24 protein-coding genes are annotated in these 20724 nt (G+C 63.9%); 18 read left to right on the plus strand and 6 right to left on the minus strand.

Annotated elements, in window-relative coordinates:
* The first annotated feature begins 6 nt into the window (after positions 1-6).
* Positions 7-792 (plus strand): IclR family transcriptional regulator, encoded by a 786-nt coding sequence (locus LOK44_RS14955; RefSeq protein ID WP_237570839.1) that lies wholly within the window; start codon positions 7-9, stop codon positions 790-792.
* Positions 789-1787 carry a substrate-binding domain-containing protein gene (locus tag LOK44_RS14960; protein ID WP_237570840.1) on the plus strand — a complete coding sequence of 333 codons (999 nt, stop codon included), beginning with the start codon at positions 789-791 and terminating at the stop codon, positions 1785-1787. The genes LOK44_RS14955 and LOK44_RS14960 overlap by 4 nt, the downstream gene beginning before the upstream one ends.
* On the opposite strand, the gene LOK44_RS14965 is transcribed toward LOK44_RS14960, so the two are convergent.
* From LOK44_RS14965 to LOK44_RS14975, 3 genes are read right to left on the minus strand one after another with little or no spacing between them, the layout of a single operon-like run.
* Entirely contained in the window at positions 1768-2808 is a 1041-nt protein-coding gene (locus tag LOK44_RS14965; protein ID WP_237570841.1) for an amidohydrolase family protein, read from the minus strand. The genes LOK44_RS14960 and LOK44_RS14965 overlap by 20 nt on opposite strands.
* Positions 2805-3476 (minus strand): MarR family winged helix-turn-helix transcriptional regulator, encoded by a 672-nt coding sequence (locus LOK44_RS14970; protein WP_237570842.1) that lies wholly within the window; start codon positions 3474-3476, stop codon positions 2805-2807. The genes LOK44_RS14965 and LOK44_RS14970 overlap by 4 nt, the downstream gene beginning before the upstream one ends.
* Positions 3477-3486: 10 nt before the next feature.
* Positions 3487-4980: an aldehyde dehydrogenase family protein gene (locus LOK44_RS14975; protein WP_237570843.1), complete on the minus strand. Its 1494-nt coding sequence runs from the start codon at positions 4978-4980 to the stop codon at positions 3487-3489.
* 366 nt (positions 4981-5346) lie between these two features.
* On the opposite strand from LOK44_RS14975, the gene LOK44_RS14980 reads away from it, so the two are divergent.
* Genes LOK44_RS14980 through LOK44_RS15000 form a run of 5 tightly spaced genes read left to right on the plus strand, consistent with a single transcriptional unit; the run spans position 5347 to position 9505 of the window.
* Complete coding sequence (locus tag LOK44_RS14980) at positions 5347-6282, plus strand: VOC family protein (protein ID WP_237570844.1); 936 nt, start codon at positions 5347-5349, stop codon at positions 6280-6282.
* Positions 6282-7076 carry a 2-keto-4-pentenoate hydratase gene (locus LOK44_RS14985; RefSeq protein WP_237570845.1) on the plus strand — a complete coding sequence of 265 codons (795 nt, stop codon included), beginning with the start codon at positions 6282-6284 and terminating at the stop codon, positions 7074-7076. The genes LOK44_RS14980 and LOK44_RS14985 overlap by 1 nt, the downstream gene beginning before the upstream one ends.
* Complete coding sequence (locus LOK44_RS14990) at positions 7073-7858, plus strand: 2-keto-4-pentenoate hydratase (RefSeq protein ID WP_237570846.1); 786 nt, start codon at positions 7073-7075, stop codon at positions 7856-7858. Before LOK44_RS14985 ends, LOK44_RS14990 begins: the two co-directional genes overlap by 4 nt.
* A 4-nt stretch (positions 7859-7862) precedes the next feature.
* Positions 7863-8060: a tautomerase family protein gene (locus LOK44_RS14995; protein ID WP_237570847.1), complete on the plus strand. Its 198-nt coding sequence runs from the start codon at positions 7863-7865 to the stop codon at positions 8058-8060.
* A complete protein-coding gene (locus LOK44_RS15000) occupies positions 8057-9505 on the plus strand; it encodes an aldehyde dehydrogenase (RefSeq protein WP_237570848.1) in 1449 nt (482 codons plus the stop codon). The genes LOK44_RS14995 and LOK44_RS15000 overlap by 4 nt, the downstream gene beginning before the upstream one ends.
* Before the next feature lie 66 nt (positions 9506-9571).
* On the opposite strand, the gene LOK44_RS15005 is transcribed toward LOK44_RS15000, so the two are convergent.
* Positions 9572-10540, minus strand: coding sequence for a dihydrodipicolinate synthase family protein (locus LOK44_RS15005; RefSeq protein ID WP_237570849.1), 969 nt, complete (start codon positions 10538-10540; stop codon positions 9572-9574).
* Between the two features lies 1 nt (position 10541).
* Positions 10542-11627 (minus strand): cupin domain-containing protein, encoded by a 1086-nt coding sequence (locus tag LOK44_RS15010; RefSeq protein WP_237570850.1) that lies wholly within the window; start codon positions 11625-11627, stop codon positions 10542-10544.
* Positions 11628-12077: 450 nt separating this feature from the next.
* Between LOK44_RS15010 and LOK44_RS15015 the strand changes: the two genes are divergently transcribed.
* Positions 12078-12653: a TetR/AcrR family transcriptional regulator gene (locus tag LOK44_RS15015; RefSeq protein WP_237570851.1), complete on the plus strand. Its 576-nt coding sequence runs from the start codon at positions 12078-12080 to the stop codon at positions 12651-12653.
* A 33-nt stretch (positions 12654-12686) separates the two neighbouring features.
* Here the strand turns inward: LOK44_RS15015 and LOK44_RS15020 are convergent, their stop codons facing one another.
* Positions 12687-12911 (minus strand): ferredoxin, encoded by a 225-nt coding sequence (locus tag LOK44_RS15020; RefSeq protein ID WP_237570852.1) that lies wholly within the window; start codon positions 12909-12911, stop codon positions 12687-12689.
* Positions 12912-13029: 118 nt separating this feature from the next.
* On the opposite strand from LOK44_RS15020, the gene LOK44_RS15025 reads away from it, so the two are divergent.
* The 10 genes from LOK44_RS15025 (at position 13030) to LOK44_RS15070 (ending at position 20723) form a co-directional block, all read left to right on the plus strand.
* Positions 13030-13575 (plus strand): flavin reductase family protein, encoded by a 546-nt coding sequence (locus tag LOK44_RS15025; RefSeq protein WP_237570853.1) that lies wholly within the window; start codon positions 13030-13032, stop codon positions 13573-13575.
* A 178-nt stretch (positions 13576-13753) separates the two neighbouring features.
* Positions 13754-14941 carry an acyl-CoA dehydrogenase family protein gene (locus tag LOK44_RS15030; RefSeq protein WP_237570854.1) on the plus strand — a complete coding sequence of 396 codons (1188 nt, stop codon included), beginning with the start codon at positions 13754-13756 and terminating at the stop codon, positions 14939-14941.
* Positions 14942-14949: 8 nt separating this feature from the next.
* On the plus strand, positions 14950-15384 hold the full coding sequence (locus tag LOK44_RS15035; protein ID WP_237570855.1) for a nuclear transport factor 2 family protein: 435 nt from the start codon (positions 14950-14952) through the stop codon (positions 15382-15384).
* A 27-nt stretch (positions 15385-15411) separates the two neighbouring features.
* Positions 15412-15804, plus strand: a complete 393-nt coding sequence (locus LOK44_RS15040; RefSeq protein WP_237570856.1) for a nuclear transport factor 2 family protein — start codon at positions 15412-15414, stop codon at positions 15802-15804.
* A 47-nt stretch (positions 15805-15851) separates the two neighbouring features.
* Positions 15852-16421, plus strand: coding sequence for a VOC family protein (locus LOK44_RS15045; protein WP_237570857.1), 570 nt, complete (start codon positions 15852-15854; stop codon positions 16419-16421).
* Positions 16418-17239 (plus strand): SDR family NAD(P)-dependent oxidoreductase, encoded by an 822-nt coding sequence (locus tag LOK44_RS15050; RefSeq protein ID WP_237570858.1) that lies wholly within the window; start codon positions 16418-16420, stop codon positions 17237-17239. The genes LOK44_RS15045 and LOK44_RS15050 overlap by 4 nt, the downstream gene beginning before the upstream one ends.
* Entirely contained in the window at positions 17154-18683 is a 1530-nt protein-coding gene (locus LOK44_RS15055) for an aromatic ring-hydroxylating oxygenase subunit alpha (protein WP_237570859.1), read from the plus strand. Before LOK44_RS15050 ends, LOK44_RS15055 begins: the two co-directional genes overlap by 86 nt.
* Positions 18677-19276 (plus strand): aromatic-ring-hydroxylating dioxygenase subunit beta, encoded by a 600-nt coding sequence (locus LOK44_RS15060; RefSeq protein ID WP_237570860.1) that lies wholly within the window; start codon positions 18677-18679, stop codon positions 19274-19276. The genes LOK44_RS15055 and LOK44_RS15060 overlap by 7 nt, the downstream gene beginning before the upstream one ends.
* An 11-nt stretch (positions 19277-19287) precedes the next feature.
* Positions 19288-19884: a YceI family protein gene (locus LOK44_RS15065; RefSeq protein ID WP_237570861.1), complete on the plus strand. Its 597-nt coding sequence runs from the start codon at positions 19288-19290 to the stop codon at positions 19882-19884.
* Between the two features lie 44 nt (positions 19885-19928).
* On the plus strand, positions 19929-20723 hold the full coding sequence (locus tag LOK44_RS15070; RefSeq protein WP_237570862.1) for a fumarylacetoacetate hydrolase family protein: 795 nt from the start codon (positions 19929-19931) through the stop codon (positions 20721-20723).
* The last annotated feature ends 1 nt before the right edge of the window (position 20724 follow it).

The following is a 20724-nucleotide window of genomic DNA, read 5'->3' on the forward strand; positions in this document are numbered from 1 at the left end:
CACTTCGTGACGACGGCAGCAGCACCAATCACCGCCAGGGCCTATGGGCCAACACCTCAGTATCGGTTGGAGTCAGTCGACAACGCCCTGCAGATTCTGATGCTTCTGGTGACCCGTACGGAAATCCGGCTCACCGACGTCAGTGTCCACCTCGGCGTGGCCAGCTCGACGGCACACCGTCTGCTGGCAATGTTGCAGTACCGCGGGCTGATTCGGCAGGATCCGAGAACCAAGGCCTACCAGGCGGGTCCAAGCCTGGACCTACTGGCGTTCACCGTGCTGAAGCAGCTCGACATCCGTGACCGTGCCCGCCCGGTGTTGGAGAAGCTGAATGCCGATTTGCAGGAGACCGTGCACCTGGGCCGGCTCGAAGGCGTCGAGGTCGACTTCGTGGCCTCCATCGAGAGCCCACAGGCGCTTCGGGTCTCGAACCGCCTCGGCGTCGCCATGCCCGCGCACTGCACGTCGACTGGGAAGGTGTTGCTCGCAGCCCTCAGTCCCGACGAGCTCAATCGACTCTATCCCGGCCCCGATCTCGTTCAGATGACCCGACATTCGATAGCGACGACCGCCGCGCTGAGAACCGAACTGGATGCGGTGCGCAGACGGGGACATGCCATCAGCAATGAAGAGGGCGAAGAGGGCGTGGTGTCGATCGCCGTGCCGGTGCGCAATGGAGCCTTGGCCCTGAACGCTTCGATGCCGGTAAGCCGCATGACCAAGGAACTGCGCAGAACAGCGCTCAGCCAGCTGTCCGACGCCGCCGCCGAGATTGAGGCGCTCCTTCCATGAGCGGACTCGATCGTCTCGAATTGACTTATGGTGGCGAGCTTTACGACAGAACGCGGCGGCTGTACACCGGCGAGGTGGCTCCGGAGGGAGTCCGACTGCGCTATCTGCACACGGCGATCGAAGACTTGTTCTGGCGGCAAGGCAGGTACGGCGAGTTCGATCTGGCCGAATACTCGATGGGCGCCTACCTGTCTACGCTCGACGATCCGGATCGGCCGTTCGTTGCGCTGCCGGTGTTCCCATCGCGACTATTCCGGCACTCGAGCGTCTACGTTAACGCGGACACCGATGTCTCCGACGTGGCCGACCTGAACGGGACCGTGATCGGAACCCCCGAGTGGAGCATGACCGCATCTTTATGGATGCGCGGCATTCTGGGCGAACACCACGGCGTCGACCTGGCCTCGATCCACTGGCGCACAGGTGGTCTCGAGGAGCCCGGCCGTCTGGAGAAGGCGCCTGTGACACCGCCGGCTCATTTCGACGTCGCTCACATCGGCGACACGGACACGCTGAGTGCGCAGCTCATCCGGGGCGATCTGACCGCTCTGATCACCGCTCGTGCCCCACGGGCCTTTCTGGAGGGCGACCGACGGATTCGCCGGTTGTGGCCCGATTTCCGCGCGGCCGAGCAGGCGTATTACGTCAAGACACAGATCATTCCGATCATGCACGTAGTGGTCATCCGGCGCGCTCTGCTCGCCGCCCACCCCTGGGTCGCCAACAACCTCGTCGACGCGTTCGAACGAGCACGCACACCCGTCCAGCGGGAGCTTCTGGACACCGCCGTCTGTACCAGCAGCCTGGTCTGGGAGTCCTCATATGCCGAGGCGGAACAGGCAGTGCTGGGTGACCCATTTCGCTGCGGTGTCGCCGCTAATGCCGCCAGCCTGGAGGCGTTGCTGGCATATGCCCACCAGCAAGGGTTCAGCAGACGACGGCTGGCGCCAGAGGACGTGTTCGTACCATCGACCGTCAGTGCCGCAAAGATTTAACGGAAGGGTCCGGACCGGCTCGGGTGAGACCGAGCAGCCGCTCGGCAGTGTGTGTGCTGACCGCCGCGGTGATGGCCTCCGGCAGGCCGGCGCCGCGCAGAGCCGCCCCGGCGGGGCGTTCGGCGATCGCGAAGGGGTAGTCGGTTCCGACGGCGACGCGATCGGCCCCAACCCGTCCGATCAGCGCCGCGACCGCGTCCGGGTCGAAGACGAGTGAGTCGTAGAAGAATCGGCGCGCATAGCTCGATGGTCGGTCGACGCAACCCGCTGCGCCAGAAAGGTTCGCCCAGAACCGTTCGATCCGGGGGAGCAGTGCCAGGAAGGCGCCACCACCGTGGGCCAGCAGCACATCGAGGTTGGGATGACGGTCGAGGACGCCGCCCATCACCAACGTCGCTGCGGCCGTGGCTGTTTCGGCACCCATTCCGATCGACTCGGCGAGTCCGTAATGGGTGAGGCGGCCAGCGCCCAGCACCTGCCACGGGTGGACGAACACGAGCGCACCTTGCTCGGCACAGGCCGCGAAGAAGGGGTCGAGAGCCCGATCGTCGAGGTTGACGTCGCGCACGTTGGACCCGATCTCGACGCCGGCCAGGCCGAGGTCGCGTCGAATTTCGACGACCATCTCCGCCGCGCGGTCCGGATCCTGCAGCGGGACCGTGCCCAGTCCGCTGAAGCGCGCAGGAGATGCCCGGACCGCTTCGGCGATCCAGTCGTTCTGAACGCGCGACAGTTCGGCGACGCCGTCGGAATCCAGACCGTAGGCGAAGGTGATGGGAATGGGTGAAATCACCTGACGGGCAACGCCATCAGCATCCATGTCCGCGACGCGGCGTTCGAGGTTCCAGCACTGGTCGGTGATGGATCGGAAATGGCGCGCGCCGAGCATGATGTCGGCGGTACAGGGTCCCGTCGCCACCAATTCGGGCCAGGATCCCGCAAAGCGCCTGCCGAACGCGGGTAGCCGTTGCGGCATTCCGTGAGTATGGAGGTCGATGACGCCGGCCTCCGGTCCGGTCACGTCGACACCGCGCCGCCGCGACGAGCCGGACGCCGCACGCGGTCGGGATGGAAGCCGTCCGCGGTGTCCTTGCCGTTCTGCTCGATGGATTCGAGGAACTTGCCGAGCAATGACTGCAACTGACGTCGCTGCGCGGGCGTCAGATCGCTCATCAGGTTCTGCAGATGTGCCCAGTGGCCCGGGAGGAACTTGCGCAGGAAGCTGCGGCCGCCCTTGCCGATGCGGATCAGGAACGACCGGCGATCGCTGGGATTGGGAATTCGCTCGACATAGCCTCGACCTGCCAAGCCATCGACGACGCCAGTGAGGTTCGCCGGTAGCACCGACACAGCCTGTCCGAGAGCGCCCATCGTCAAGGGCTCCGCGGCCCGGTCCAGGACCGTCAAGATGTTGAGCTGGCCGATGTTCAGGCCGTGGGGCAGCAATTCCGTGACGTGAGCGCGTTCAAATGCGGTCGCCGTGCGGAAGAGCGCAAGAGTGAGCCCGAGAACGGCCGTGTCGAAGTCAGGCCCCTCCCGGTCAGCAGCAAGAGCGATCTGGTCGGCGATCGAGGGTGGGTTGCGGGGCCGTCTCGGCATCAGGTGACCTCCCGTCATGGCGCGACGTCGAATGGTTTTGGAGCTGTACTTTATCGCAACCAAACTATCGGATCCGGTTCCCGCCTCCATTGCCGGTGACTCAGCGAAGCGGGATGTTGACCGTCTTGGTCTGTAGGAAGCTCTCCAATTCCTCGATTCCCTCCTCGGAACCGGTGCCGCTGTTCTTGTGGCCGCCGAACGGCGCGCCCAGAAAATGGCTACCGCTTCCGTTGATCCACACGTAACCCGTATCGAGTCGATCGGCCACGGAAACCGCGGTGGCGATGTCGTTGCTCCAGATTGCACCGGTCAGGCCGAACGGCAACGCGTTGGCCTGCGCTACGGCAGCGTCGAGATCGGTGAACCGCAATACCGACAGGACGGGGCCGAAGATCTCCTCCCGGGCAATGGTCATCGACATGTCGACGTCGGCGAAGACAGTCGGCTCGACATAGAATCCCGCCTCGAACTCCTCGCCGGGGGGGCGTCCGCCGCCGGTGACCAGCCGGGCACCTTCGCGTCTCGCCGAGTCGACGTAGTGATGCACCTTTTCGTACTGGGCGGAGGACACCAAGCAGCCCATCTCCGTCGCGGGATCCAACGGATGCCCGATCTTGATGGTCTTCAGACGCTCCACCAGCCCGGTGAGCACCTGGTCGTGGAGCGACTCGTGCAAGAAGAGGCGCGTCGTCGAGCCGCACGACTGTCCCTGGCTCCAATGACAATTCATGCCGAACGCCGCTCCCTTGACGACGGCCGAAGGGTTGGCGTCCGGACAGACGATCATCGCGTTCTTGCCGCCCAGTTCCAAGGTCACGTGCTTGATGCCGACCTCGGCCGCCGCGGCCATCACCTTCTGGCCGGTCGGAACACTGCCGATGAGCGCGATCCGCTTGACGTCCGGGTGCCGGACGAGGGCGTCGCCTGCAACCGCGCCGCTGCCAGAGAGGATGTTGACGACCCCCGGGGGGAATGATTCCGCCACTACCTCGGCCATCAGCAATGAGGACAGCGGGGCCTGATCGGGCACCTTGAGCACGAGCGTGTTGCCGGTGATCAGGGGAGCGCCAACCTTGGCGGCTGCGAACAGAATTGGGTGGTTGTAGGGAATGATCCGACCGACCACGCCGTACGGTTCCTTCCGCGTCATCAGCCAGCTGCGGGTCATCGACGGCAAGGTGTCACCAGTAATGCCGAAGGCAACCGAGGCGTGATAGTCGAGCCACCGCGCCGCCATCATCACGTCGCCGATCATGGCGGTGACTGGGTTTCCGGTGTCGACGGCGTCGAGAAGACCGAAATCGGTTGCACGATCGCGCATTCTCGATGCGAAACCCCGGATCATCTCGGCGCGCTCAAGCAGGTTGGTATCGCGCCACGCCGGGAACGCCGTCGCGGCGGCGGCTACGGCTGCGTCGACGTCGGCAGCCCCGGCGGCCGGCACCTTGGCGAGCAGGGAGCCGTCGTGCGGTGCAGTGATCTGCATGGTGGCGCCATCGCTCGCGCCAACGCGATCGCCGCCAATGAGCATGAGCCAATCCCGGTCCAGCAGGGTTGCGACAGCCGACTTGTTGCTTTCTAGAGAGCCTTGCACGTGCCGATGCTCACTTCCTCGAGTAATACACACCTGATGTCAGTCAACACTAGCGCCTCCGCCCTGCCAGAAGTCAGATTCGAAAATATTCACTGACACAACTAAGTGCACGAAAGGCGCTATCGCGCAACGCTGGGTGGACTTCCTCTGTGCGCGGGGGCGGCTAGCGCTGGAGCAAGGGCGACGAGGGCGATCGGAACGAGAAGCGGTGTTGGTACCGATTCATCGAGAATTGGCAAGCCGAAACCTTTGACCCCGGCAGTTCCGTCAGAATATAGTTCAGTACCATAAGTAAGTGGTTGGCGCCGTACCGTCCCATGCCGCAGATCCGGTCGGCGCATGCCGGATTCACCAGAGAGGTCGTAAATGATCGAACTACAGGACATCGCTTACGTCCGTTCCGGGGTGACCGATCTGGAACGCGCGACCCGGTTCGCGACGGACATCGTCGGATTGGATCCGGTGGTGCGGGAAGCTGGCGCCACGTACCTGCGCGCTGACCATCGCCACCATTGCTTGGCCCTAGTGGAGAGCGACGCGCCTGGAGTGCACGCCTCAGCCTTCTCGCTACTCGACGACGCTGCGCTCGAGGCTGCCGAGTCGGAACTGCTGAAGGTCGGTTGCACGGTCACCCGTGGATCCGAGACCGAAGCGCGACAACGGCACGTTCGCAACTTCATCGCCTTCGACGACCCGTTCGGCAACCACATCGAACTGGTCACCGGGCAGTCCACCCTGTCCCGGCCGATCAACTTCGGCAGGCCCGCTGCTGGCATTGCCGAATTCGGTCATCTGTGTCTGGATGCTCCTGATGTGCGCGCAGCACACGAGTTCTGGTCGACGGTATTCAGCGGGCGGGTGTCCGATTGGATCGGTGACGGTGCATGTCTCATGCGTATCGATCCCGTTCATCACAAGCTGGCGTTCTTCCAGAATGATGCCGGGCCCGGGCTCTGCCACGTCAACTTCCAGGTGAAGACGCTGGACGACGTGATGCGCAACTGGCGTTTCCTGCAGCAGAACGACGTGCACATCCTGCACGGCCCCGGTCGCCATCCGACGTCGACGGCCATCTTCGTCTACTTCCTCGGACCGGACGATCTGACCTACGAGTACTCGTTCGGCGTCCAACTGATCGAGGACGACGCAGCGTGGCAGCCCCGTATGTTCGAACTCCAAGAACCAGGCTCCATCGACATGTGGCTCGGTCCCACCCAGCGGACGGTGTCTCAGTCGCAACTGGAGGGCCTCTCGTCGGTGTCGATGGGTGCGCGCACGTCCGATCCCGGCGTCGGCGTCTGATGAAGACCCCCGAGTGTGTTCAGATGGCCGAGGGTCTCCTAAAGGCCTATCGGACGGGCCAACCAATAGCACCGCTGACGGATCGGTATCCGGAGTTGACCATCGCCGATGGCTACGCGATTCAGCAGGCTCAGGTCGCTACGTGGCGGGCCGAGGGCAGATTGATCAAGGGACGAAAGGTCGGCCTGACGTCCGCCGCCATGCAGCGCCAAATGGGTGTTGCGCGGCCGGATTTCGGGGTGTTGCACGACCGGATGTTCTATGCGGAATCGGAAGTCGTGCCCATCTCCGCATTCATTCAGCCAAGGGTCGAGCCGGAGGTTGCCCTGGTACTGGGGCGGGGGCTCACAGGTCCCGGCGTCACCATCGCCGACGCATTGGCTGCAGTGGACTTCGTGCTGCCGGCGTTGGAGATCATCGACAGCCGCATCGAGGACTGGCGCATCGGCATCGTCGACACGATTGCGGACAACGCGTCCTCGGGCGGGGTAGTGCTCGGCGCGCATCCGATCGGCCCGGCCGCCGTAGACCTGCGGTTACTCGGTTGCAACCTGTTCGGTAACGGGGAATTGGTGGCAACGGGTGCGAGCGGAGCCGCCCTGGGGTCTCCGGTGGTATCGCTGGCCTGGCTGGCCAACACGATCGGTGAGCACGGCGACTGCCTCGAGGCCGGAGACATCGTGCTCCCGGGTTCGGTCACCGCCGCGCAACCGGTGCAGAGTGGGGACGTTTGGACTGCGCACCTTGCCGAACTCGGCACTGTCACCGCGCGTTTTTCTACAGGAGCCGCATGAGCACCTGGTCCGTCGACCGAGCAGCGACCGAATTACTCGACGCGCAGGACACCCCTGCAGCTCGCGGTCCGCTCAGTGACGACTGGCAGAATCTCGATCTCCGCACGGCCTACGCCATACAGGACGAGACGCTATGTCGTCGAGTCGAACGCGGCGAGCACGTAGTGGGAATCAAGCTGGGTCTGACGTCGCGTGCCAAGCAGCAAAGGATGGGTATCTCGTCACCTCTGGTCGCGTGGCTGACCGACGCGATGACGTTGCCCGCCGGAGCGCCGGTGCCCGGCGACGAGCTGATCCATCCTCGCGCGGAACCGGAACTGGTCTTCGTCATGAAGGAACGACTGGCCGGTCCCGGTGTCACTGCGTCACGAGCGATGTCCGCGGTGGGGCGGGTGCACGCCGGCATCGAGATCATCGACTCGCGGTATCGCGACTTTCGTTTCACGTTGCCCGACGTCGTGGCAGACAACGCGTCGTCGGCGCGCTATTCGACCGGCTCGATCGGGCTGGCACCCGAGCAACTGGATTTGGCATTGGAGGCATGCCTGGTCGAGGTCGACGGCGTCATCGTCGACAGCGCGACCGGCTCCGCGGTACAGGGCCATCCTGCAGAGGCACTTGCGCTGGCCGCCAACACTCTTGCCGAGCGGGGGCTGGCGATTGAGCCCGGTTGGATCGTATTCACCGGTGGCATGACCGACGCGGTCCCGGTCGGCCCGGGTACCGCGGTCCGGGTGCACTTCTCGCATCTGGGCTCACTCGTCGTACACAGAGGAAAGTAGGACAATGCCGTTAATCGAAGTCACGCTGGTTCAGGGCCGGACACCGCAGCAGCTCCGGTCGTTGATCACCGGCCTCACTGACGCGGCCGAGACGGCGCTGGCCGTGTCGCGGACGACGATCCGGGTGGTGTTGCGGGAGGTACCCGACACCCACTGGGCCGCAGGCGATGTGACCATAGCGGAACGGAACCAGCGTTCATGAGCGAGCTGATACCGCACGTCATCGACGGCGAAGAGATCGAATCATCCAGTGGAGCCGTCTTCGAGACCGTCGATCCGTGGACCCGCGAGCCGTGGGCACGGGTGGCCATGGGCGGCGCCGACGAAGCCAGCCGCGCGGTCGCGGCGGCGCGGCGGGCCTTCGACGAAGGCCCCTGGCCGCGCATGGGTCTAGCCGAGCGCGGCAGCATTCTGCACAGGTTGGCCGACCTCATCATGGAGCACCGCGACGAACTCGCACTGGCCGACACCACCGACATGGGCAAGCCACTCGCCGATAGCCGCGGCAACGACGTGCCCCGGTCGGCACAGAACTTTCGATTCTTCGCCGACCACGCGCGACTGTCCGCAGGCGAGGCGCTGCCGATGGATACCGGTCACCACGCCTACACTCGTTTCGAACCAGCGGGTGTGGTCGCTGCCATCGCGCCGTGGAACTTTCCGTTGATGCTGGAGACCTGGAAGGTCGCACCAGCTTTGGCCTGGGGTAACACGGTTGTGCTGAAGCCGGCCGAGGGCACCCCGGCATCCGCAACCATTCTGGCGCGCCTCGGTCTGCAGGCCGGGATCCCCGACGGTGTGTTGAACGTCGTACATGGATACGGTCCCGGCTCGGTCGGGTCCGCGCTCACCGGCGATGGCAGGGTGGACCGGATCACCTTCACCGGCGCCTCCGGGACCGGCAGGACGATCGCGGCGGCGGCGGCGGCACACCTCACCCCGGTGAGTCTCGAACTGGGTGGCAAGGGCGCCAACCTGGTCTTTGCCGATGCGGACCTCGACTGCGCCGTAAGTTGGTCGATCCGGGCGATCTTCTCCAACGCCGGACAGGTCTGTCTGGCGGGCAGCCGGTTGTATGTCCAGCGGGAAGTTTACGACGAATTCCTCACCCGGTTCATTGCCGCGGCTGAGGATCTCACCGCAGGTGATCCGAAATCGCCTGCCACCCAACTCGGGCCGCTCGCGTCGGAGGAACATTGGAAGAGGGTCCGGTCGTACATCGACGGGATCTCCGCCGACGGCGGCATCATGCGGACCGGTGGGCTGGGGGAGGGGTGGCTGGTCAAGCCCACCATCGTGACCGACCTGCCAGCTGGAGCGCGCCTCTGTCGCGACGAGATCTTCGGTCCCGTGGTCGTCGTGGCGCCCTTCGACACCGAGTCGGACGCCGTCAACGCTGCCAATGACTCTCCGTACGGGCTGAACGCAATGCTGTTCACCGAGAATCTCTCTCGCGCACACCGTGTTTCAGCTGCCTTGAGGGCTGGCACGGTCTGGGCGAACTGCTTCTTCATCCGGGACTTGCGGGCACCGTTCGGTGGTACCGGTGATTCGGGGGTCGGACGTGAAGGCGGCACGTTCAGCCGGGAGTTCTTCACCGAACCAAAAGCAGTCGTGATGGCGATCAGCGAAGGCACCGGCGCCTGAGTCGGACGGCGACGGTGCTGGCACCTGAATCGGGGCAGAGCCTGCCCGGATTCAGGTGCCAGCACGTCAGTCGTCGACCCCGCGGTACTTCTGTTCCAATTGAGCCCACCGCCGGCCGGTCTCTTCGCCACCTGCGACCATGTCTGGTGGCGCGGCGGTGTACGGCGGTCGGCTGGGTCCGCAGTCGATGAGGCCTGCACCACGGAACCGGCCGCGACCGACGGGGATGCTGTAATCCATGAAGCGCGACATGTCACCACCGAACTGGGGGGCCAACGCCCAGTTGACTTGCTCAGAAATGTGATCCGCGCTCGCCCAATCCTGAGACAGCACCGCGCGCGACAAGGCGGCCAGCGGGGTTGGTGCGCACGCCACGTTTCCGGACCAGCAGGCGGTGACTCGCTCGGGGAAGCGCTTGGCAGCTCGGACCCAGTCACTATCTAGCGGGAGCACGGCCACTTTGTCGCCAAACGCCTCGATGTCCGTCTCCAGCGATGGTCCTCCGGCATGCTTCGTCGCGACGATCTCGGGAAGGTCGGCTAGCTGTTGGTAGGCCGCTACGCTGATCTTGCCCTTGAAGGCGGCGGGGTTGTCGTAGATCACCACCGGTATCCCAGGCAAGGCCTCGGCGACGTCGCGATAGAAGCGGACGATGCCGTCTTCATCGAGTGGGAGCCACATCGGACGACCCACGAACAATCCGTCGGCGCCCGCGGCGATTGCCTCTCGCCCCCGGGTGATGGTGTCGCGCGTGTTGAGTGTCGTCACGCCGGCGAAGAAGGGCACCCGACCGCGTACCGTCTCCGCGACGCATCGCGAAAACACAAGCCACTCCTCATGTGTCAGCGATGCACACTCGCCAAACGTACCCGTTGACATCACCAGTTCGATCCCGGCACCGACGACCGTGTCGATCATCTTCTCGGTCTCGCCGAGATCGACGCTGTTGACACAACGCCAATCGCCGGCGTCGCTGGTCGCGGGTGTCGGTACGATCCCGACGACACCTCTGACGTCGGTACGAGTGATCGTCATGTCATGGCCTCTCTGCTGAACGGCGGCGGGCCAGATCGGCCGGCACGGTGGGACCAGATGCAATGCCGAACGACGGGTGCGGCTCCTCGCGGTACATCCCGAGGGCTTCCAGCACCGGGGCATCGGTGGCGCTGAACAGCACGGCGGGGGTATCGCCGGACCGGTTGACGTGGGAATGCCACATCCAATTCGGCACCACGAAGGAATCGCCTGCCGACCACTCCAGTTCCTCGTCGCCGACGACGGTTGCCCCCTCGCCTTCCACGACGTAGTACACGGCGCTCGACGTATGGCGATGACGCTCGGTGTGCAGGCCCGGCCGAAGCAACTGGGCGAAGCAGTCGATGGTGGGCAAGGTTGGTCCGCCCGTCACCGGATGGGCGTAGCGCAGGATGACACCGTCGAATCTGCTTCCGGGACTGTGCTGGTGGGTCGCAAGCGCGGCGCGGACATCGCTCCACGCGTACCGGAACGGGATGCGATCACACTGCTGCGCTTCCCAGGCGGGTCGAATGTGGGAGGCGCGGCTGCTGATGTGATTGGCCGCGTCCTGGTGCAGTGGCTGGGTGCTGCCGCCGAACGGTTCGAAGAACAGCTGGCGCAGGTAGCCCATCAGTGGAACGTCGAGGATGTCGAGCCAGACACCGCGCTTGGCGCTCTCGTTGTGGTGATCGTGCCAGGTGTAGGCCGGGGTGATGATCAGGTCCCCGTCCTCCATCGGAAGTCGCTCACCGTCCACAGCCGTGTAGAGCGCGGGGCTTCCGTCCACGACGAAGCGAAGCGCGTTGATGGAATGCCGGTGCGCCCAGGCAATCTCACCGGGCAGGGTGATCTGCATGCCCATGGCGATGGTCTGCGTCGTGCCGTTCACATCGGGCGCAGGATTGATGAAGGTGAAGTTTCTCCGGGCCGTATCTCCGGACACGGCAGTACACATTTCGGCCAAGGCGCGTTGCGCGAGTTCCCGTGACCACAGAAAGGGTATGCCGGCAGGGATGGGACCGTCGGTCAGTTGGATTAGCTGCGCGTCGTACTGCCACTGGCCGCGAAGGTGGAGCAGGTCGAGCTTCTTGTCGAACTCCGCCAAGTTCGAAGCGGGCTCCTCTGTCGTCGTCATAATCCCTTGTCTTCGTACAGGATCCGTCGAATATGTCTCGATAGCGTGGTGCTCGCGCCGTCGCTTCTCGACGAAGGTGCGATCGAGCGTCAATCCGTGAATCAGAGGGACGGCTGCGTACGTGACGGCGTAGCCCGACGCTAGCATCGGAAGTTGCGGACAACAAGACACTTAATACGATTTATGTGCTTTCCATACCCTGAAACCAGCCGACGTCTCACGCGCCCGAGTGGGTTCCCGTCGAGGTGAAACAGTCGCGGTCGGGGTGAGGGGCCGATCCCCGCCCTGCGCCAAGGGCTGAGGCGCCCCATCTCGCGGCGTCATCCGTGAACAGATCGCAGATTTGTTGTCGTTTTCGTTCCGTTCCTCTGCACAGTGGGAATAGACTCTGCACAGCGGGAACAACGAGGAGGGCCAGTGGTGGCAAACAGCGATACGCTCGCACGGATCTTCGACGCGACGTATACGACGTTGGCGCGTCGCGAGGCTCGAGGCTTGTCGATGACTGACGTCAGCGCACAGGCGGGGATCTCCCGTGGCGCGCTGTACCACTACTTCAGCACAAAGCAGGATCTGCTCCACGCGATCGGCGTGAAGGTCGAGACACTCTTCGAAGAGGCTGTCATTGCGGCTGTCGAGGCGCGTCCAAGACTCGACATTCGGGTGCGGGTGGTCGTGGAGGCGATGACCGATGTAGGGCAGGCCCATCCCGAAGTGTTCCAGGTGCTCGCCCTGGAACCTGGCTTCGGTGTGGACTTCCTGCAGAAGATCTTTCCCGGCTTCGTGGCCGTCCTCGACGAACTTCTTGCTCCGGCGCTGGCGACGAGTATGGCGGTCCGTACCATGGGACTCACCAGCGGTCAGCTCTGTGAGCTGATTCTTCGGATCATGATGTCGGCCTATGTGTTGCCGACCCACGACCTGGCCGATGTACCTCGTGCAATCCTGGCTCTACCATGCCTGGCCGAGTCGGCCCCCGATCTGCATCTGGTCTGAGGCGCGGCGTGTTGATCGGTTAGCGGCGGCCCGTCACTCGGTGGGACCGATGCGCTGGATGGAGATGGCACCGTCCGGGCAAGCCTCCGCCCCGCGGCAGGCCTGCCCCTCGAGCTCAGCCGGCACGTTGTCCATAGCCACTGCGTATCCCGCGTCGTCGATCGAGTAGACGTCGGGCCCTTCGGTGGCGCAGAGCGTGTATCCGCAGCACTTCGTCCGGTCGACGGTGACGAGAAGTGTTGGCTGGGTGACTGCCATGATGATCGGCTCCTCTGGGTGGCCCTAGCAGGGATGGCTACGAGGTGGACTTGTTGGACACAATGGTCACATTGTGTTCTACAAGCCTATACCATTCCCATCGTGAACGACGACAGCGATGATCTTATCGAGCCGCGCCGTGCGTGACTCGAAAGACCTTACCGACCAGCTCAATCCGATAGCCGATCCATTGGTGCTGCGCTCGGCCTTCGGGTGCTTCCCCAGCGGGGTCATCGCTGTTTGTGCACTCGACGCGGATGGCAGGCCAGTTGGGATGGCCGCGAGTGCCTTCGTCTCGCTATCGCTGGATCCTCCATTGGTCGCCATCTCCATCCAGCGGACGTCCACGTCCTGGCCTCGGCTACGTCGGATCGACCGTCTCGGGGTCAGCGTCCTTGCGCAGGAGCACGAGGACATCTGCTTGAGGCTTTCTGGTCAGGGTGACCGCTTTGCCGCAGTCGATTGGTCATCGACCAGCACTGGCGCTGTGCTGATCGAAGGTGCCTCGGTGTGGTTGGAGTGCGCACTGTTCGACGAGGTGCCCGCCGGCGACCACACCCTCGCCATCTTGCAGATCGATCGATTGCGCACTGATGCGGCCATAGCTCCACTCGTGTTTCACGCAAGCCGGTTCCGGCGCCTCGAGACGAGGGATCAAGCGTGACCTCTCGGGTGACCACGACCGGCCGTTGGGCTGTTCAGGGTTCGTGGAAAGAGATTCGTCGAAACCCTTGACCCCGCTCTGCAGATGAACACATAATACGTCTTGTGTTCAATTCAACTCACAACCTACGACATTGCTCGGCTTCCGCTCTGGACGCGCCGTCAACGGGAGGAAATGCATGACAGCCATCGAGGCCGACACCGCCACCGGCACCGTGCTGTCCGCGGTCCGAGCGCTGACTCCTGAGATCGCCGACCGTGCGAACGAGATCGAATTGGCCAAGCTCGTTCCCGCCGATCTGATCGATCGCCTTTCTGCCGCAGGGGCTTTCCGGATGTTCGTCCCACGTCAGTACGGCGGCGAGGAGATGAGCCTGTCGGAGGCGATGGCAGTGATCGAGGAAGTCGCCCGGGCCGACGCGTCCACCGGCTGGACCGTGATGATCGGTGCGGACTTCGCTCCCGTATTTGGCCGGTTCCCGCAGCACGTTCTCGATGGTCAGATCTACCCCGATGGTCCGGACACGATGGCCCGAGGCGCATTCGCGCCCAAGGGGGTTGCGATCCGCACGGATGGTGGTTACCTCGTCAACGGGCAGTGGCCCCTCGCCAGCGGAAGCTACGAACATCAGTGGATGGTTGGCAGCTGCATCGTGTTGCAGAACGGCGCGCCCATCATGACCGAGGCGGGCGTCCCGGAGATGGTGCTGGCGATGGTGCCGGCGCACGAGGCGCAGTTCGTGCAGACGTGGGACTCAGTGGGGTTGCGCGGGACCAATAGCAACGACTTCGTCCTCAAAGACGTCTACGTGTCGAACGACCACACCGCCCAGTTCTTCGGCCCTGCCACCGTCGACACCACGCTGTTCCGTCTGCCTGTCCGGCTCGCGTTGGGGCCGACCCACGTCGCGGTGGTGATGGGAATCGCCGAGGGTGCACTTGCCGACCTACGGGAATTGGCGAAGACGAAGCGTCCCGCCTTCAACCCCACCCTTCGATTGGCCGCCGACCCGGTGTTCCAGTACCGGCTGGGTCAGCTCGATACCCGACTGGCCTCGGTTCGAGCACTGGCTGAAAAGGAGGTCAATCTCATGTGGGACAGCGCACTTGCGAATGAGCCGATCTCGGCAATGGCAGCAACACGCCAGCGTGCCATGGTGGCGCGGGCCCACACAGAGTGCGTCGAGATCGTCAACGAGGCTTTCGGACTGGCGGGAAGCAACGCCATGTACAACACCTCCACCTTGCAGCGACGTCTGCGCGACGTCCGCACGGCGGCACAGCATGCGGCCGCCAGCGCCGAGATCTACACGATCGTCGGAGCTCTTCTCGTCGACGAAGACGTCCCGCCGGCCGCGCTGGGCTGATGGCAGCCATGACGACCACGCAGGCGATGGTGGTCCACTGGGAACTGACCCGGCTCAACAACGCCTTCGCCTTCTACCTCGACAACGGCGACTTCGAGTCGTTGATCGAACTGTTCACCCCCGACGCCCTATTCGACCGCGCCGGCCTCGTCCACCGCGGCCATGACGAGTTGCGACAGGGCATGGCGGAACGGCCGAAGGTGACCACCAGGCACCTGCTGAGTAATTTTCACCTCACCCGCGCCAACGAGGACACGGCCGAGGCGGTGTCTTGCGCAATGGTCTACCACGGTCCGGCGGCGGAGAACGGGGAGCCGGTGGTTTATGCCACGGACAACGGTCGAGTCATCGAATTCGACGACAGATACGTGAAAACTGCTGACGAATGGCGCATTTCATCACGTATAGCACGCCCGATCTTCACTCCGAAGGTGTGGCCGTGATCGCGAAGGACAACGAGAGGCATTCGCATGGATGACAACCAGCACGATGTCGTGGTGACCGTCGACAAGTTCGTCGAGGCCTTGTCAACCGGCGACGGAGCCAGCCTCGACTCGCTCTTCACCGATGACGCCGAGATCTGGCACAACTACGACCAGATCGACCAGCCGGCAGCGGAAGCGTTGGCGGCGCTCGCCGGTCTTGCGCAGCTGAAACCGCGTTACGAGATCGTCGGTCGTGACGTGGTTGACGGCGTGTGCATCCAACGTCACCTCGTCCACATCACGCTCCCGGGCGGAGAGTCCGCCGCCATTCCTGTCATCCAGCGAATCTCTGTGACGGACAATCGGATTCGACGGATCGATGAGTACATGGACTCCGCTCAGATAGCAGCCGCGATGCACGCCATGCATGCCGGCTGACCTACCCATGACCTTCCACTGATCCCTTGACGAGATAAGGATCCACAATGCCCGCAATCACCGACAAGTTCACCGGCGAACCTGTCCTCAAGCTCCAGCGCCTCGGTCACGGCACGCTCGAGACCGTCGACATCGCGAGGGCCCGCCGGTTCTACGAGGAGGTGCTGGGCCTCGAGGTCATCCAGCCCAGTAGCAGATCGATGATGATCCGCCTCGGTACCAACCACGCGTACGCAGTGGTTGAAACCGGCAAGGAAAGCACGATGTCGATGCTGGCGCACAACGGACTCGATGTGGGCAGCGTCGAGGAAGTCCACGCCGCCTACGAGAAACTCGTCGCCATCAAGGACGAGTGGGGTATCAAACAGATCACCGAACCGCGGCACATGCATGGCGACACGTCCTTCTACTTCACCGATCCCGACGGCAACTGGTGGGAGATCGTGGCGGTCCGCGAGAACGGCTACGCGGAAGACTTCGCCGATCCCGAGCGCGATCTCACCGGCCTGCACGAGTTCGACGGTGAAGGTGGGAACGTGAACTTCAGTCACACCCACGACCCCGACTTCCGGGCCCGGGTACGCGAGGTCGTCAACGCGAAGAGCGCCGGCCAATGAGCCGTCTGGACGGAAAGGTCGCGGTCGTCACCGGGGCCGGTATGGGCATCGGCCGCGGGATCGCCCGTCGCTTCGCTCGTGAGGGCGCGAAGATCGTCGTTGCCGAATTCGACACCGACGCAGGCAAGCGGGTCGCCGACGACTTGAGCGAACTCGGTGGTGAAGGTTTGTTCGTGCAGACCGACGTGTCTCAGAAGGCCGACGTCGAGCGAGCCATCTCCACCGCGCAGGAGTCCTTCGGCGGCGTGCACATCTTGGTGAACAACGCCATATCGTTGACTCCCGACGTGCCACTGGAATACAAGACCGACGAGATGCTCGAACGGACCTTGAAAGTCGGTCTTTGGAGCGTCTGGTGGGGGATGCAGACCGCGTTCCCCATCATGAAGGCCCAGGGCGGCGGTCGGATCATCAACTTCTACTCGATCGACGCCGACAACGGGAACTGGGTGCACGGGGACTACAACACCGCGAAGGGTGGCGTGGCGGCCCTGACCCGGACCGCCGGCTTTCAATGGGCCCGGCACAACATCTGTGTCAACGCCATCGCTCCGATCGCCGCATCGGCTGCCTTCGAACAGATGGTCGCCGACAATCCCGCACTGGGCGAGGCGATTCCGATGATGATCCCGATGGGACGGATGGGCGACCCAGAAGGCGACATCGCCCCGGTCGCAGCGTTTCTCGCCAGCGAAGACGCGCGCTACATCACCGGAGCCACCATCCCGGTCGATGGCGGTCTGCACGTGCCGCGACTCAACACCCGGCCGCCGGATCCATCGGTGTTCGACTCGATGTCCGGCGGCCCCGGGCAATGACAACGCAGTATCGGTTCGAGACAAAGGAGATTTTGGCATGACCATAGATGAGGTGAAACACGCGCCGACGGGACCCGTTCTTTCGGATGGGACGCCGCTTTCGGAGTTGATCGACAAGGACTTTCGCGAAGTCTCACTTCGGGTTCTGACCGACCCCGAGCTCTACCAGCTGGAGCTAAAACATCTATTCGCCAAGGCGTGGACCGTCGTGGCACACGAGGATGAGGTGCCGAACGTCGACGACTACGTCCTGCGGTACGTCGGCGAGGACCAGGTGATCGTCAGCCGGGCAGCCGACAACACCTTCACGGTGGCTCTCAACGTATGCGCCCATCGAGCGGCCAAGGTGTGCCGGTTCGAGGCCGGCAATGCAAAGACGTTCCAATGCGCTTACCACGGTTGGGTTTACAAGTCCGACGGTAGCTTCGTCGGCGCACCCATCGCTCGGGAGGACATGCACGGACTGCTGCGGCCGAAGTCCGAGCTCGGCCTGACGCAGGGCCGGGTAGAGACGTACTGCGGCATGATCTTCGCGACCTTCGACGAGAACGCCCCGACTCTGCGCGAGTACCTCGGCCCGATGACCTGGTACTGGGACCTGATGTTCGACCGTACGCCCGGCGGCATGACGGTGCTCGGTCATCCTCAACGCTTCATCATCAAGGCCAATTGGAAGAGCGCTGCCGAGCAGTTCGCCGGGGACATCTTTCACACGCTATCCCTGCACCGTTCCATGCAGGAACTGCAGCTGCTCTCCACCGAGGGCGAGTCGCAGGAACCGGCGATGGCCGGCGTCAGTGCAAGTCACAACGGCCATTTCGTTCGATGCTTCGATCTGACCAACGAGCACTACGTCAACGCGCTCAAGGGCAAGAACCTCGCGGACATGTCGCCGATGGAGCGGCTGCACCTGGTTCCGCCGCCGGGCATGTCACCCGAGATGGTCGACGGGCTGGCGGATCGATTCGATGACGGGCAACTGAGAATCCTTGCCGGATTTACTCCGCAGGTTGGTCAGCTGTGGCCGAACACGGCTGCCCTGTGCATGCCGTTCCAATTCCCCGACGGCACACCGTCGGCCTTCCTGAGCTGGCGGGTCTGGGTGCCGAGAGGGCCGGAACACTTCGAGCTGTTCCATTGGAGTCTGGTCGAACGCGACGCGCCTGCCGAGCTCCGCGACACCGTGAACCTGATGACGTCGGCCACCTTCGGCATCAGCGGTTTCGTCGAGGCCGACGACACCGACACGTGGCCGATGCAGACCTACGCCTCGAAGGGTGCGCTTGGCGCGCAGCAGAAGCTGCGCTACCAGGCGATCACCGGTGAGAACAAGCCCAGCGACTGGCCAGGTCCAGCGCAGGTCTACGCCGGCTTCCCGAAGGATGACACGCAGTGGAATTTCTGGCTTCGCTACAGCGAGTTCATGGAAGGGAGAGCATGGTGACCACGGAAGCCACTCAAGAAGAGGTCGTACCCGTTGTCCGGGCAACCATGGGCACCGTCGACTATCCGACCCCGACGGGTACGCGGATCAAGGTGACCGACCCGCGGCACTTCGAAATCGTTTCCTGGCTGGAAGACGAGTCGACCCTTCTGGACGAGGACGACCTGACCGGTTGGCTGGCGCTGTTGGCGCCCGACGTCATTTACCGGGCACCGGTGCGGACCACCCGCGATCACCGGTCCAAGGGTGTGTTCGAGGCCGAGATGTATCACTTCAACGAGAACATCATGACCCTGATGCTCAAGCTGATGCGACTGACGCAGACGGACAGCGCCTGGTCGGAGAATCCGTTGTCCCGGACACAGCGGATCGTGCACAGGGTCCGCTCGTACGAGACCGAGAAGCCAGACGAATACGAGGTCTTCAGCTCGATCGTGCTCATTCGGTCCCGCTACGACGAGCCGGCGCTCGAGTTCCTGCCCGCTCGCCGTGTCGACACCATTCGAACGGGCGACGAATGGAAGCTCGCGGCGCGGACGATCTACTTCGATCAAGCCACACTGGGCGTGCAGAACCTGGCCGTCTATCTATAGAAGGGTGTGAATTGTCTTCAGCAACAGACGAGTTGGCGGATTACCTCCCCGGCGTCTGGTCGATCGATCCGGTGCGGTCCAGCCTGGCATTCTCGGTGGGTCACTTGGGACTGCACACCGTCCACGGAACGCTGCGTGTTTCGGGCCAAATCACCGTGGCCGAGGATCCGCTCGATTCGGCGGTGGACGCGTCGATTGATCTCGGCTCGGTCAACACCGGAAGCAAGGGGCGAGACGAGGCAATCCGGTCGCCGCATCTGCTCGACGTGGCCGCCCAGCCGACTGCGAGCTACCGGTCGCGCGGAATCATCCGGGGACACGGACCCGGCGAATTCCTCCTGCTCGGGGACCTCGAATTGTTGGGTGTTATCTGCGAGGTGCCCCTGCGGATCCGCTGGGAGCGCGAGGTCGGCGGGGGCCGCGGCGGGCCGGTCGTCACCGGCACGGGCGAGTTCGCCCGTCGCGACTTCGGTTTCGTCTACCAGGTGCGCCCACGTTTCCTCGATCGCGCGATCTCGTCGACCGTGGGCATCGAAGTACGACTCGAGGCACGGCCCGCCGCCACTACCGATGGGCCCGCCGCCGCAACCGAAGGGACAGGACGCTGAAGATCGCACGAATTCGTTACGAGGACGCCGAAGTCTGGAGTCTGGTGGACGTCGACGCCGGAACCCTGCAGCCGATTCGCGGTGGCATCGAGCAGTGGGGTCCGGCGGCCGCCAACGGCACCACGGACTTCGAGAAGGTCGGCTCGCCGTTGGCCATGGACGACGTTCGTTGGCTACCGCCGATCACGCCGACCTCCACGATCGTCGGGGTCGGGATGAACTACTGGTCGCATCTGGAAAAACTGGGCGTGACCGAGCGCCCGAAGACCACCCTGGGCTTCCTCAAGCCGCAAGTGGCGATCATCGGACACGGCGACGTCCTCGCCAGTCCGGCGATAACGGAGCAATTGGACTTCGAGGTCGAACTCGTGGTGGTGATGGCGGAGTCAGTGGGTCGTGTCGGCGGCCGGCCCACCGACGCGGTCCTCGGTTACACGGTTGGCAACGACGTCAGCGCCCGGGACGCCACCACACCGATGAGCGGTGGACTGGATCTGTTCTCCATCAAGGCGCTCGGCGGTACGACGCCCGTCGGGCCGTGGATCACCACTAGGGACGAGTTCGGCGGAGCGGGCCAGATCGATGTCGGCATCTCGTTGCGGGTCAACGGTGAAGAACGCCAGCGCGACCGCACCGGCAAGATGATCTTCAGCATCGATGAGTGTCTCGAGTACGTCGTCGCCAGGATGCCACTCACCGCAGGTGACATCGTATTCACGGGTACGACCGATGGGGTCGGGTTCGAGGACGGCCGATATCTTCGGGAAGGGGACGTCGTCGAAGCGGAAGTCGAAGGAGTCGGCGTGCTGCGCAACGTGGTCGGCGCCAGACCGGCGTGAG

This window comes from Mycolicibacterium lacusdiani (assembly GCF_021916785.1).
Taxonomy (GTDB): Bacteria; Actinomycetota; Actinomycetes; order Mycobacteriales; family Mycobacteriaceae; genus Mycobacterium; species Mycobacterium lacusdiani.